We start from the raw sequence: 12,927 nt of genomic DNA on the forward strand, positions 1-12,927 counted from the left end.
GACAATGACGAACGAAACAGCATCCACCCCGTCCGGCCAGCCTTTGGGCATCAGCCATAAGCCCAGCGCCACCGAGGCCATGTTCACCGCGTTCAAAGCCGAGGACAAGCCGGCCTTCATCGGCTACCTGCCCTACGGCTTTCCGAACCCCGAAACGTCGCTCGACGCGCTGCGCACCATGGTCGAGCACGGCGTCGACGCGGTCGAGATCGGCCTGCCCTACTCCGACCCGATAATGGACGGCCCCGTCATCCAGGCCGCCAGCCAGATCGCCCTGCGCAACGGCGAACGCATCAACGGCGTGTTCAAAGCCGTGGAGACCGTGGCCAACGCTGGCGGCGTGCCGCTGGTCATGAGCTACTGGAACCTCATCTTCCACTATGGGGTCGAACGGTTCGCGCGCGATTTCGAAAACGCGGGCGGCGCTGGCTTGATCACCGCGGACCTCATCCCGGACGAGGCGGGGGAGTGGATCGAGGCCTCCGACCGTCACGGACTCGACCGCATCTTCCTGGTCTCCCCGGATTCCAGCGACGAACGGCTGCGTCTCGTCGCCAGGAACGCGCGCGGCTTCGTCTACGCCGCCTCCCGTATGGGCGTGACCGGCGAACGCGACACGCTCGGCACGTCCCCCGAGACGCTGGTCGAACGCACGCGCAAGGCCGGCGCCACGAACGTGTGCGTGGGCATCGGCGTCTCCACCGCCGCTCAGGGCGCCCAGGTCGGCCGGTACGCCGACGGCGTCATCGTCGGCTCGGCGCTGGTGCACACGCTGCTGAACGACGACAACCGCACCGCCCGCGACGCCGCCGAAGGATTGGCATTGCTCGCCGCGAAGACGGACGAGCTCGCCGAAGGCATCCACAACGCGCGGCGCTGACCGCACGGCGGCACGACATCGTCGACTCGACGGCAGGGAGGGAATTCGCCGGGAAGAACATCCGGTGAATTCCCTCCCTCATGCTGCGCGCCGTCCGCCCGCGATACCGGCGGACCTATAGGATAAGGAATCATGAATCTCGCGTATATCCCGTCGCCGACCTTCTCGTCGTTCGACATCGGCCCGGTCACCATCCGCATGTACGCGGTCTGCATCCTCGTCGGCATCTGTTTCGCCGTCTGGATTCTGACCACCCGATGGAAACGGGTCGGCGGCACCTTCGACCAGGTGCTCGACACGACGCTGGTCGCCGTGCCCTGCGGCATCGTGGGCGCGCGTCTGTACCACTGCATCACCACGCCCAGCATGTACTTCCCGCCGACCGGTGATCTGGTGAACATCCTCAAGATATGGGAGGGCGGACTGGCGATTTTCGGAGGCATCTCCGTGGGCGCGCTGGCCGCGTTCCTGTGGTGCCGCCACCGCCATTACCCCTTCGCGCTGCTCGCCGACTGCCTCGCCCCGGGACTGCTGGTGGCGCAGGCCATCGGACGGTTGGGCAACTGGTTCAACCAGGAGCTGTACGGCTGGCCCACCACCCTGCCGTGGGGGTTGAAGCTCAACGACGCGGACGCCATCGGCAAAACCGAGGTGTGCTATACCGGATCGGCCTGTCCCGACGGCGCGGACACGCTGTTCCACCCCACGTTCCTGTACGAGATGATCTGGAACCTCGTCGGGGCGGCGCTGATCGTCGTCATCGGAAGGAAACTCGCCGACCAGCTCAAGGCCGGCCAGCAGTTCGCCATGTACATGATCTGGTACGGTCTGGGCCGCAGCTGGATCGAGAACGTGCGCATCAACTATTCGACGGTGATCCTCGGCCTGCGCACCAACGTATGGACCGCGATCATCGTGTTCGTGCTCGGATGCGTCCTCTTCGTCGTGTTGTACAAGCACGGCAGCCGCACGGAGGAACTGGCGGGCCGTCTCGCCTCGGTGAGCGCCGACGAGCTCGAACGCCAGAGACTGGCCGACGAGAAAGCCAAGGCTCGCAAAGGGCGTTGATATCCGGAAAGTAGTCGCAAACCAAAGCTAGAGTAGGTAATCATGAGCATTGAAATCGCACCCAGCATCCTGTCCGCCGACTTCTGCAATCTCGAGCGTGACCTCAAAGCCATCGCCAACGCCGATCTGGTCCACGTCGATGTGATGGACCACCATTTCGTGCCGAACCTCACCCTCGGCGAGCCGATCGTCGAGCGCATCTGCCAGGTGACCGACCTGCCGGTCGACGTGCACCTGATGATCGAGGACCCCGACCGTTGGGCCCCTGAATACGCCAAGCTCGGCGCCGCCTCCGTGAGCTTCCATATGGGCGCCACGCACGCTCCCGTGCGTCTGGCCCGCCAGCTGCGCGACATGGGCTGCAAGGCCTGCTTCGCCGTGCGTCCGGCCGAACCGGTCGAGCCGATCTTCGACATCCTCGACGAGTTCGACATGATTCTCATCATGACCGTGGAACCCGGTTTCGGCGGCCAGAAGTTCCTCGACAACCAGATGGCCAAGGTGCGTCGCCTGCGCGACGAGATCACCCGTAGGGGACTGAAGACCAAGATCCAGGTCGATGGCGGCGTGAGCCCCAAAACCGCGCATATCGTGGCCGAGGCCGGCGCCGACGTGCTGGTGGCCGGTTCCGCCGTGTACGGCGCGGACAGCCCCGCCGAGGCGATCGATTCGATCCGCGAGAAGGCCGCCGCCGCATTCAAGGCCTGAGCCGTTCCGCGCCAAACCAACCATTGTTCACACATAAGGTAGAAATCCCCACCATGAAGACGTTTGAATCGTTGTTCCAGGAACTGAGCGAGAAGGCCGCCACCCGTCCGGAGGGCTCGCTGACCGTCGACGAGCTCGACAAGGGCACGCATTTCATCGGCAAGAAGATCGTCGAGGAGGCCTCCGAGACGTGGATCGCCGCCGAATACGAGGGCGCCGACCGCACCGCCGAGGAGATGAGCCAGCTGCTCTACCACGTGCAGGTGATGATGATCAAGCACGGTATCAGCCTGGAGGATGTCTACAAGCACCTGTGAGTCCGCCGCGCCGCCGTCCCACAACCGTGGGCGGCGCGATGGTATGGCGGCCGGCCGAAGCCAGGCATCCGCAAGACGTGACCGCGCGCCGCATGGGCGTGCGACCTTAGGAGGGAAAATGCTCAGAATCGCCGTGCCCAACAAGGGCATGCTGTCCGAACCCGCATGGAATATGCTCGCCGAAGCGGGCTATCGTCTGCGTTCCAACCCCCGCCAGCTGGTGGTGGAGGATCCGGACAACGACGTGGAGCTGTTCTATCTGCGGCCGATCGACATCGCCGTGTATGTGGGCCGAGGCACCATCGACGTGGGCATCACCGGCCACGACCTGCTGCTCAACTCGGGCACCGAGGCGCAGCGCCATATGGATCTGGGATTCGGCGCCTCCACGTTCCGTTTCGCCGCGCCGAACGAATCCCCGATCGCCTCGCTGGCGGATATCGAAGGCAAGCGTGTGGCCACATCCTTCGACAAGCTGGTGCACGACTACCTCGTGCGCAACGGCATCAACGCCGAAACCATCCACCTTGACGGCGCGGTCGAATCCTCCGTGCAGCTGGGCGTCGCCGATCTGATCGCGGACGTGGTCTCCACCGGCACCACCCTGCGCAATGCGGGCCTGCGTATTTTCGGCGATCCGATCATGCGGTCCGAAGCCATTCTGATCCGTTCCCCGCGTCTCGACGAGCATGACGAGCGTCTGACGATCCTCAGCCGCCGTCTGCAGGGCGTGCTGACCGCCCAGCGGTACGTGCTGATGGACTACGACATCCCCGTCGAGAAGGTGTCCGCGGCCGTCGCGGTGACCCCCGGCTTCGAAAGTCCGACGATTTCGCCGCTGCACGACAAGCAGTGGGCCGCCGTGCGCGTCATGGTTCCCAAGGCGAAGGTCAACCAGTTGATGGACAAACTGTATGAGGTCGGTGCGCGCGGCATCATCGTGACCGCGTTGCAGGCCTCCCGCATGTAGACTGTTGCCTGTTATGAGCAATTCGAAATTCGAGAATCGGTATAGCCCGGAGGCGCGCGACATCTACTTCACCGTGCCGAACGCCATCAGCCTGCTGCGTATCGCTTCGATTCCGTTCATCGCGGTGCTGATCGCCCGCCATGAGATGGTCGCGGCCTTGGTGGTGATCGCGATATCGGCGATTTCTGACGGCGTGGACGGCATCATCGCCCGCAAATTCAACCAGGTCAGCAAAATCGGGCAGATCCTCGATCCCATTGCCGACCGTTTGCTCATCTTCTGTTCGATTCTCGCCCTTGGAATAGCCGGCATCATCCCTTGGTGGATGCTGATTGTGGTGGGATTGCGCGACCTGTGGATGGCTATCCAGGTGCTTTGGCTCGCCCAATACGACTACGGCCCGCTGCCGGTGCATTTCGTGGGAAAAACCGGCACCGCGCTGCTGATGATATCGATTGTTGCGCTGATTTTCGCGGATCTGGGCACGGGGGCGTTGTTCGCCATGCTGCATACGGCGGCCCTCGCCACCGGCATCTGGGGCATCGCCATGTATTGGCTGGCCGGCTACATCTACACCCGTCAGGGCATATCGTTGCTGCGTAAGGAACTGGGGGACCGCCATGGCGCTTGAACCGCCGACTCCGGGTTCGTTCCCCGTTCCGCAGGAGAACGAGCCGGTGAAGCGTCGCGCCGTGTTCTCATCGTCCTTCGCCGCCCTGGAATCGCATCACGCGCTTTCTCCGGACGAGGCGCCGGTAACCCCTCGCCGTCGTCGCCGCGCGCATGAGGATTCGCTGCAACTCATCGACAATCTCGTCAATCGTTCCGTCGATCCGATGTTCTCCGACTCACGTCTGGTGCGTGGGCAGCAGTCCAAGGTCACGGTATGGTTCAACCGATGCGTCGTGTTCCTGATCTGCATCGTCGTCGGCATGGCGGGCAGCGTGTTCGTGCAGCAGCTGCACACCGATCCCCGCAAGGCGGTGCGGCAGAGTCTGGCGAGCCAGTTGCAGGAACGCACCACGCAGATCGAATCGCTGACCACCGAGGTCGAGGAGCTGCGCTCCGAAGTGGACGAGCAGTCCAAATCGTTGTCGGGAACGGTGAAGTCGCAGACGGCGCTGCAGGATGAAATGGTGAACGGCCAGTCGGCGGTCGAAGGCGAGGGAATCGTCCTGACCCTCGCCGACCCCATCGCCGCCACCCAATCCGGCAGCGACACGGCGAGCGGCCATATCCGCGTCGTCACCGACCTCGACCTGCAGAACCTCGTCTCGCTGCTGTTCCAGAACGGCGCCGAGGCGATCGCGATCAACGGCAACCGTCTGGGCGTGCAGACCTCGATCCGCATCGCCGGCGGGCATATCCTCATCGGCACCACGGCCGTGGAAAGCCCGTACACCATCGAGGCGATCGGCGACAAGGACGCCCTGGACGAAGCCATGAGCCAGGAGAACCAGCAGGAATTGTATGAAACCTTCGCGCAGGCGGGTATGACGTTTCAGGTGAGGAAATCCAATTCGATTACACTGAAGGCAGCGGTAACGAGCGAGGTCTCGTATGCGAGGAGGAACGAATAATGGCAGCCGTGTTGGGATTGATCGTCGGGGTGGTCGTCGGCGTGTTCGTCAAGCCGGATATTCCCGTCGTGCTCCAACCATATCTTCCGATCATGGTGGTGGCGGCGCTCGACGCCCTGCTGGGCGCGGCGCGCGCGTATTTCGAGCGCAGCTTCCACGACCGCGTGTTCGTCATCTCCTTCTTCGCGAACGTGCTGACCGCGACGCTGCTGGTGTTCCTCGGCAACCAGCTCGGCGTCGGCTCCCAGCTGCAGACGGCCGTGATCGTCGTGCTCGGCATCCGCATCTTCTCCAACGTGTCGTCCATCCGCCGCTTCATCTTCCGGGGCTGACACATGGCCAGAAGACGTGAACCGCGCGATGTGCTGGAGAAAATGCACAGCCAGCACGCCCAGGACAAAAAGAACGACCGGATGGAGACCGGTTCGTTCCCGCAGGTGCGCAAAAAACCCAAGCGCGACCTCAACCGCAACGCGTCGCGCGCCCGTCTGCTGACCAGCGCGCTGGTGATGGTGCTGTGCGCGTTGCTGGGCTTCGGCTACATGACGCAGATCAACAACACCACCTCGACCTACGAGACGATGAGCGAAAGCGAGCTCGTGCGTCTGATCACCGAATCGAACACGCAGCTGTCGAATCTGCAGCAGCGCAAAAACGAGTTGACCAGCCAGCTCAACTCGCTGAAAAGCGCCGTGGACGAGCAGGAGCAGGCCCAACGCATCGCCAAGCAGAACGAGGAGACCTCCGGCCTGCTTTCCGGCAGACTGCCCGCCACCGGCGAGGGCGTCATCGTCACCGTCGGCGAAGGACGCGACGAGAAGGTCGACGCCTCGATCATGTTCAGCCTGATCGAGGAACTGCGCAACGCCGGCGCCGAGGTCATCGCCATCAACGACGTGCGCGTGGTCGCCACCACCTACATCAAAGACGCCGACACGGGCCTGGTTTCGGACGGCGTGACGCTGACCCCCAGCTATGTGGTGCGCGCCATCGGCAATTCGCAGGATCTGGCGAACGCCGTGAACATCGCCGGGGGAGTGGGCGCCCAGCTGCAGGTGAAATACGGGGCGACCGTTACTGTGGAGACGAGCGACACGGTCGAGATCAACCAAGTTCGCGACGATACCCAATACAAGTACGCAAAGACGGTAGAATAACGATTATGACTGAACCGATTCCAAGCGCAGGCGAGACCACCATCATCGGGTTGCCCGCCATCAACATTCCCATCACCACCAACGGCGACCGGCCGCTGACCCAAGAGGACCTGGACACCATCTCCAAGCTGTCCGACGGCACGGCGCTGCTGATCTCCACCAGAGGAGCGGTGTCGGGCTCGCGGTATCTGTTGGACGAGGATGAGATCAGCGTCGGGCGCGACCCCCGCGCGGACATCCTGCTGGACGATTCGACCGTCTCCCGCGCCCATGCCGTGTTCCGCCGCACCGGCGCCACCTTCACGGTGATCGACTCGGGCAGCCTGAACGGCACGTATGTGAACCGTCAGCGCGTCGACCAGAGCACGTTGAGGAACGGCGACGAAATCATGATCGGCAAGTTCCGTCTCGTGTTCTTCACGAAATCCGCCGTTCTCTCCTGACAACCATCACAACCGTCGGGACTACACTGGAGTCCAGGAATTGCAATCGTGTGATTACACCAGTGTGAGTTAGGGGAGTGCGATGGCCGAGAAGAGCTCCGGAGCCGAGTTCCGTCTGCATGTGCCGCTTGAACGGCGCGAGAACCTCAATGACGGCGCCATCCAAGGCGAACTGTTCGCCACCGCGGACAGGGAGGACGCCAAGCGCGGATACCGGGGGACAGTGGCGTCCAAAGTCGCCGGCATCACCTACCGCCAGCTGGACTATTGGGCGCGCAAGCAGATCGTCGAACCGTCGATCACCCCGTCCCACGGCTCCGGCTCGCGTCGGCTGTACTCCTTCAAGGACGTGGTGATTCTGGCGGTGTCCAAGAAGCTGTTGGATGCCGGCGTCAACCTGCAGAACGTGACGGCGGCCATCGGATTCCTCAGCCAACGCACCACCAGCCAACTCGCCGACGTCACCATCATGTGCGACGGCCAGCGGGTGCATGAGTGCACCACCAGCGAGCAGATGGTCGAGCTGCTGCAAAGCGGCACCGCGGTGTTCGGCGTGTCCGTCGGATCGTTGTGGCGTCAGATCGAAGAGGCGCTCGAACATGAGGATTACGTCGACTTGGAGCTCCAGCCGGGCTCCGTCGCGGCCGGTCGACCCATCGACGAACTGACCGCCATGCGCATGCGCAGGAAGCTCGAGGCCCAGCGCGCACAGCGCGAGGCCGCCTGACTCCCGTCATTCAGATGCTGATGGAGTTGCTGCCCGCCGTCCTGTGGTGTTTCGCCGTGGTCATCTCGGTGAATCTGTGCTGTATCTGCGTGATTCGAGGCAAGTTCCTGCAAGGCGGGCATCCGCCGGTGCGCCCGGTGAGTTGGGGGATAGTCGGGCTTCACATCGTCTCGGTGCTGCTGTTCATCCTGCCGTATCCGGTATATCTGCTGATCTGCAATGATTTCGACTCCCGGGCGCGCGATTTCTACACGCGTGCGGGATGGCCGTCCGTGGTCGTCGTCGTGCTGTGCGTCGCCGCGCAGCTGGCGTTGATGTACCTGCAGGCCAGACGCGCCATGTTCACCGAGATGGACGAACGACTCAACCGCGCCGGCAAATAGCATCGCGGCAAAGAGCCTGTATGCCACGATTGGAATTATAATCTGACATAACGTACATTATCGGCTTATGTTAGACTGATTTTCAAGAATGGCTTTCTTTATCCCAATAAGGTGGATCGTATGGAGTTGTGGACCTTCCAACCATGGGACGCGGTCGAACGCTCCCTTAAGGAGTATGGACGATACGTTCCCAATCCGGCGCTGTCCCCATACATCGGCGTGGACGAGGCGATCGGCGCCAAGGATGAAAGGGACGGCATGGAGATGCGGCGCGTCTTCGGAAGCGCCTATCGGTGGATCAGGGACGAGATGGACCGTCGTGGCATCGCCCGCCCAGCCGACGCCCTCACGCCGGTCTGGGCGTGGGCGCGGTGGACCACACCCCAAGGCGAGGCCAGAATCCGTCCCGACCGCCGGTATACGGGGTTCCGCGAATGTTCCGACGATGATCTCATCCGACTCGACGTTCCGTCCGACCGCGTGCTGTTGACCGATCTGGACGGCTGGCACGCGGTCATCAACCGGTGTCCCGTCCCACCCGCCGCCCTGCCGGACGAGAAGCTGGACGAATGGCTCGACGAGACCGAGCATTGGACACGTGAACAGGTCGCGGAGACCTGGTATCGCGTGGTCGTGAGTCCGGATGACATGATGGGCGCCGCGCATGCGATGGTACAGGCGACGTTCTGGGAGATCCGTCCCAAGGACGTGGTGGAGGTTCAAAAGGGACGTCGAATCGGACGCTGAACGGTGGACTTAGAGGCTTATCGCATCCTCCGATATGCAAAATGGCATGTTCCGTACGTACGGAACACGCCATTTATCGAAGCGCGCGAATGTGCGCGCAAAGGGCGGAACGAAATGAATCGTCAGCCGAAATACTCGCTCACCGCATCGCGCAACTGGTCCACGTGCTCGATGATGCGATACGCGCCATGCTGCGTGAGTTCGTCGCCTTCGGCGTAGCCCCAAGCGCAGCCCAGACAGTCCAGCCCGCATGCGACGGCACCGTCTACGTCGGTCCAACGGTCGCCGACCATCAGCGCGCGGTCGCCGGCTTCGGCGTCGAATCCGATGTGGTCGAAGCAGTACCGGATCACCTGATCCTTGTGCAGGCGCGTGTTGTCCATGCTGGCGCCGTAGATACCATCGACCTGTTCGGTCAGATGGAAATGCTCGCAGATCGGCAACGCCTGATATTCGGGCTTGCAGGTGGCGATGGCCAGCAGATATCCGTCCTCGCGCAATGCCGCGAGCTGTTCAGGAATGCCGTCGAACACGCTGTTGTAAAGCCGTCCGGGCACCTTGTTTCCCGGATTCATCGGATCGTCGAAAATGTTCTGATTGGCATAGTAGTTGCGGTAGATGGCGATGCCGTCTTCAAGCTTGTCCTCTGGAATATGGTTGCGTCGCAGCGATTCGATGATCGCCGGACCGATGAAACGCTTCAGTTCGGCGTCGTCGGGAACGGGATATCCAAGTTCCTCGAAGGTTTTGACCACGCAGGCGATGATGCCCGGCGCCGATTCGGTCAGCGTGCCGTCGAGATCCAGCAGCACGACTTTCTTCGGATGTTCGTTCATAGTCCTCTCCCCCTATGATATGCAAACATATGTTCTATGCCGTTACGAAAACCGGCGAGCGGTCCCCTACCGGTGGGCCGCTCGCCGTCGACATTACTCGTAGTCCGGAATCCAACCGTCCCGGTGCATCTGCAGGCGTTTCTCAAGCAGAACCTTCAGTTCGTCCACATCACGGCGTTCCAGCAGCATATCCCAGTGGGTACGCGCCGGCTTGGCGAGATCGTCGGCGTTGGCGTCATCGTCGCCCTCGCGACGGGCCACCGCACCGCAACGGCACTCCCATTCGTTGGGAAGTTCGGCGCCTTCCGCGAAGGGCAGAATCGTACGGTGGCCCTTCGGACACACATACGCCACGTCGTTGCGCGCCGCAAAATCCACATTGTCGTCGGACTCCAGCGACTTCGCGCCGATGCTCATACCTCGAAGGCTACGTTCAGCCATGTGGTGGTTCCTCCTTAACCTGCGCTAACCGTTCTACGCTACCTAACAGTTCGGACTTGGGGCTTATTCCCGTTCATTCGACGCCCGAATAGGCGACGATGCCGCGGTTGACCAGATCCGCCGCCTCATGGGCGAGTGAGGCGAGAGCCTCTCCCCCGGCCTCCGGATAAGGCTCGGCCACGGCGACCTGCTGCAGCACGTCGGCCAATCGTTTCGCGTTGCGCACGAAGTCTCCGCCGGTCATCTCCCGATCGCGCAAACAAGCGGACAGGCTTTCGCCGCCCGCCCACTCGTACATGACGTCCACGATGCCGAAATCCAGCTGACGGGGCGAATCCAGGCCATGGTCCTCGCAGATCAGGTCGATGCGCATGGAAACCTGCGACAGGCGGGCGCATGATTGGGCGATGGGCCCGCTCACGCCTCCCGGATACCGTCTGGGCTCGCCGCCTTCGCCGCGCCGCGCCTCGTACACCAAGGCCGAAAGCACGGCGGCCAGACCTCGGGCGTCCAATCCGTCGAACACGCCGTCCAGCAGCGCCTCGCTGAGCACCAGATCAAGCTCGCTGTAGATTCGGCGCAACAGCCGTCCGCGGTCGGTGAGCGTCAACGTGCGGTTGGTCCGCGAGGTGGTTTCGTCCTGTTGGAGATATCCGAGCTCGCTGAGAATGTCGCAGATGCGGTCGAACTGGCGTGACACCGATCCCGTGCGGGATTCGTACCGTTTGCCGACGCGTTCCAGCTCGCGCATCTCGCGCGCCCAACGATGTCCCCATTTGAGATGCTGTTGCAGGTCGGGACATCGGCGGCAGGGATGATGCGTCTCCTGCGTTCGGATTTCGCGGATGCGTTCGTCAAGCGATGCGAAAGCCCGTCTGCGGTCGCGCTCCGACGAGAACACCTCGCGTTTGAGCCGACGCCGGCCATCCTTCTCCAAATCGGAGAGCGTCATCCGCAGCTCCATCAGCTCGCGGAAGTCGCCGTGCTCGCAGGCGAAGGCCTGCTCGTATCCCTCGATCGCCTGCCGCAGCGTGGACATCTGCGCCTCCAACTGCCAGGCGGACTCATTGGCCTCCCATTGGGCGAAGGAATGGTCCAGCGTCTGGCGTGCGGTGGCGTAGTCGCTGGTGTTGAGCAGATTCACCGCCATGTTGAAAGTCGGGCGGAAACTGGAATGCAGAGGGTAGACGCGTTTGGACGACAGCGCGGCGGCGGTGGCCGGCACGAAGCCGTGATGGTCGACCACGATGGCGTGGCCGATGTCGTCGATGCCGCGGCGGCCGGCGCGGCCGGTCAACTGGGTGAATTCCCCCGGCGTCAGCCCCACATGCCCGGTGCCGTCGAATTTCTCGAGTTTCTCGACCACCACGCAACGCGCCGGCATATTGATGCCCAATGCGAGGGTTTCGGTGGCGAACACCATCTTCACCAGACCCTCTTCGAACAGACGTTCGACGATTTGGCGGAACAAAGCCACCATGCCGGCATGGTGGGAGGCGAATCCCTCCTCAAGCGCGAAACGGAATTTCGAGAACTGCAGCGCTTTGAGGTCCTCCTGGCTGAGCTGGCCTTCCACCATCTCGTCCACGATGCGGCGGATGCGGGTCACTTCGGCATTGGTGGTGAGTTCAAGACCCGCGTTGATGCACTGCTCCACCGCCTGATCGCAGCCGTTGCGGGAGAAGATGAAGTAGATGCCCGGCAGAAGCCCCAGATAGTCGAGTTCGTCGACCACGGCCCAACGGCGTGGGGTATGGCGTTCCGGGCGGGGCGAACGATCATGCGATTTGCCTCCGTGGCCTTTGCGCTTGTCCGGCCTCTGCTCGCCGCGTCGCCTGGCCGCCTGCCGGTCGAGTTGGTCAAGCCTGCTGACCAACTGCGCGTTGAGTTTCGTCGTCTGCCGTTCCTGCCCGTCCCTGCGGTACAGATCGAGCACCTCCGGCTCGGTGTGGTCGTCCGCCTGCACCAGCACATGCTGTTCCAACGGCACCGGACGATGCTCGCTGATGACCAGCGCGGTATCGCCCCGCACCGAGGAGATCCACGAGGAGAAGTCCTCGACGTTCGAGACGGTGGCCGACAATCCCACGATTTTGACCTGAGGGGGCAGGTGGATGATCACCTCCTCCCACACGGGGCCACGGAAACGGTCGGCGAGGAAATGCACCTCGTCGAGGATCACGTAATGCAGCGCGTTCAGCGTGGACGAACGCTCGTACAGCATATTGCGCAGCACCTCGGTGGTCATCACCACGATATCCGCCTCGGAATTGATCGAGGTGTCGCCGGTGAGCAGACCCACCCGCTCCGTGCCGTATTCGGCGACCAGATCATGGTATTTCTGATTGCTCAGCGCTTTGATCGGCGTGGTATAGAAGGCTTTGACGTTGCGTTCCTGCGCGAGGAACACGGCGAAATCCGCCACCACGGTTTTGCCCGCGCCTGTGGGGGCGGCGACCAGCACATTGCTGTCGTTCTCCAACGCCTCATTGGCTTGCGCTTGAAAATCATCCAGTTCGAACGGCAACGCCGAGGCGAAACGCGCGGCGGCCGTATGCGACTGGCGCTGTCTGCGTTGAAAGGACGCGTACCGCTGCGATGGCGAGGGAGATTCGTTTTTCGATTGCGCGGCGGCGGAACTGCGGCGGTGACGAGCCATATGCTCCTGTT

The 12,927-nt window shown here is 62.7% G+C and carries 16 protein-coding genes; 13 read left to right on the plus strand and 3 right to left on the minus strand.

Annotated elements, in window-relative coordinates:
- The first annotated feature begins 4 nt into the window (after positions 1-4).
- From trpA to BL8807_RS09510, 13 genes are all read left to right on the plus strand, one after another.
- Positions 5-880, plus strand: a complete 876-nt coding sequence (gene trpA, locus BL8807_RS09450) for a tryptophan synthase subunit alpha (RefSeq protein ID WP_072726092.1) — start codon at positions 5-7, stop codon at positions 878-880.
- A 132-nt stretch (positions 881-1,012) separates the two neighbouring features.
- Entirely contained in the window at positions 1,013-1,948 is a 936-nt protein-coding gene (gene lgt, locus BL8807_RS09455; protein ID WP_072726090.1) for a prolipoprotein diacylglyceryl transferase, read from the plus strand.
- A 39-nt stretch (positions 1,949-1,987) separates the two neighbouring features.
- Positions 1,988-2,656 (plus strand): ribulose-phosphate 3-epimerase, encoded by a 669-nt coding sequence (rpe, locus tag BL8807_RS09460; RefSeq protein ID WP_193057515.1) that lies wholly within the window; start codon positions 1,988-1,990, stop codon positions 2,654-2,656.
- Positions 2,657-2,709: 53 nt separating this feature from the next.
- Entirely contained in the window at positions 2,710-2,973 is a 264-nt protein-coding gene (locus BL8807_RS09465) for a phosphoribosyl-ATP diphosphatase (protein ID WP_072726087.1), read from the plus strand.
- A gap of 118 nt (positions 2,974-3,091) precedes the next feature.
- Complete coding sequence (hisG, locus tag BL8807_RS09470) at positions 3,092-3,943, plus strand: ATP phosphoribosyltransferase (protein ID WP_072726084.1); 852 nt, start codon at positions 3,092-3,094, stop codon at positions 3,941-3,943.
- A gap of 13 nt (positions 3,944-3,956) precedes the next feature.
- Positions 3,957-4,574, plus strand: a complete 618-nt coding sequence (locus BL8807_RS09475; protein WP_072726083.1) for a CDP-alcohol phosphatidyltransferase family protein — start codon at positions 3,957-3,959, stop codon at positions 4,572-4,574.
- Complete coding sequence (locus BL8807_RS09480; protein WP_072726080.1) at positions 4,564-5,523, plus strand: DUF881 domain-containing protein; 960 nt, start codon at positions 4,564-4,566, stop codon at positions 5,521-5,523. Before BL8807_RS09475 ends, BL8807_RS09480 begins: the two co-directional genes overlap by 11 nt.
- Positions 5,523-5,855, plus strand: coding sequence for a small basic family protein (locus tag BL8807_RS09485; RefSeq protein WP_072726078.1), 333 nt, complete (start codon positions 5,523-5,525; stop codon positions 5,853-5,855). The genes BL8807_RS09480 and BL8807_RS09485 overlap by 1 nt, the downstream gene beginning before the upstream one ends.
- A 3-nt stretch (positions 5,856-5,858) precedes the next feature.
- A complete protein-coding gene (locus BL8807_RS09490) occupies positions 5,859-6,680 on the plus strand; it encodes a DUF881 domain-containing protein (protein ID WP_072726076.1) in 822 nt (273 codons plus the stop codon).
- Between the two features lie 5 nt (positions 6,681-6,685).
- Complete coding sequence (locus BL8807_RS09495) at positions 6,686-7,123, plus strand: FHA domain-containing protein (protein WP_072726074.1); 438 nt, start codon at positions 6,686-6,688, stop codon at positions 7,121-7,123.
- A gap of 82 nt (positions 7,124-7,205) precedes the next feature.
- A complete protein-coding gene (locus BL8807_RS09500; RefSeq protein ID WP_072726072.1) occupies positions 7,206-7,850 on the plus strand; it encodes a MerR family transcriptional regulator in 645 nt (214 codons plus the stop codon).
- A 20-nt stretch (positions 7,851-7,870) separates the two neighbouring features.
- The gene (locus BL8807_RS09505; protein WP_143249058.1) at positions 7,871-8,233 is read left to right on the plus strand and encodes a hypothetical protein; all 363 of its coding nucleotides are present in this window, start codon (positions 7,871-7,873) and stop codon (positions 8,231-8,233) included.
- Positions 8,234-8,353: 120 nt separating this feature from the next.
- Positions 8,354-8,980, plus strand: a complete 627-nt coding sequence (locus tag BL8807_RS09510; RefSeq protein WP_083570229.1) for a DUF3841 domain-containing protein — start codon at positions 8,354-8,356, stop codon at positions 8,978-8,980.
- Between the two features lie 122 nt (positions 8,981-9,102).
- On the opposite strand, the gene BL8807_RS09515 is transcribed toward BL8807_RS09510, so the two are convergent.
- The 3 genes from BL8807_RS09515 to BL8807_RS09525 form a co-directional block, all read right to left on the minus strand.
- On the minus strand, positions 9,103-9,816 hold the full coding sequence (locus BL8807_RS09515; RefSeq protein ID WP_072726070.1) for an HAD hydrolase-like protein: 714 nt from the start codon (positions 9,814-9,816) through the stop codon (positions 9,103-9,105).
- Between the two features lie 93 nt (positions 9,817-9,909).
- Positions 9,910-10,257 carry an RNA polymerase-binding protein RbpA gene (locus tag BL8807_RS09520; RefSeq protein WP_072726068.1) on the minus strand — a complete coding sequence of 116 codons (348 nt, stop codon included), beginning with the start codon at positions 10,255-10,257 and terminating at the stop codon, positions 9,910-9,912.
- A gap of 73 nt (positions 10,258-10,330) precedes the next feature.
- On the minus strand, positions 10,331-12,916 hold the full coding sequence (locus BL8807_RS09525) for a DEAD/DEAH box helicase (protein ID WP_072726066.1): 2,586 nt from the start codon (positions 12,914-12,916) through the stop codon (positions 10,331-10,333).
- Positions 12,917-12,927: the final 11 nt, after the last annotated feature.

Source organism: Bifidobacterium lemurum, assembly GCF_014898175.1.
GTDB classification, from domain to species: domain Bacteria; phylum Actinomycetota; class Actinomycetes; order Actinomycetales; family Bifidobacteriaceae; genus Bifidobacterium; species Bifidobacterium lemurum.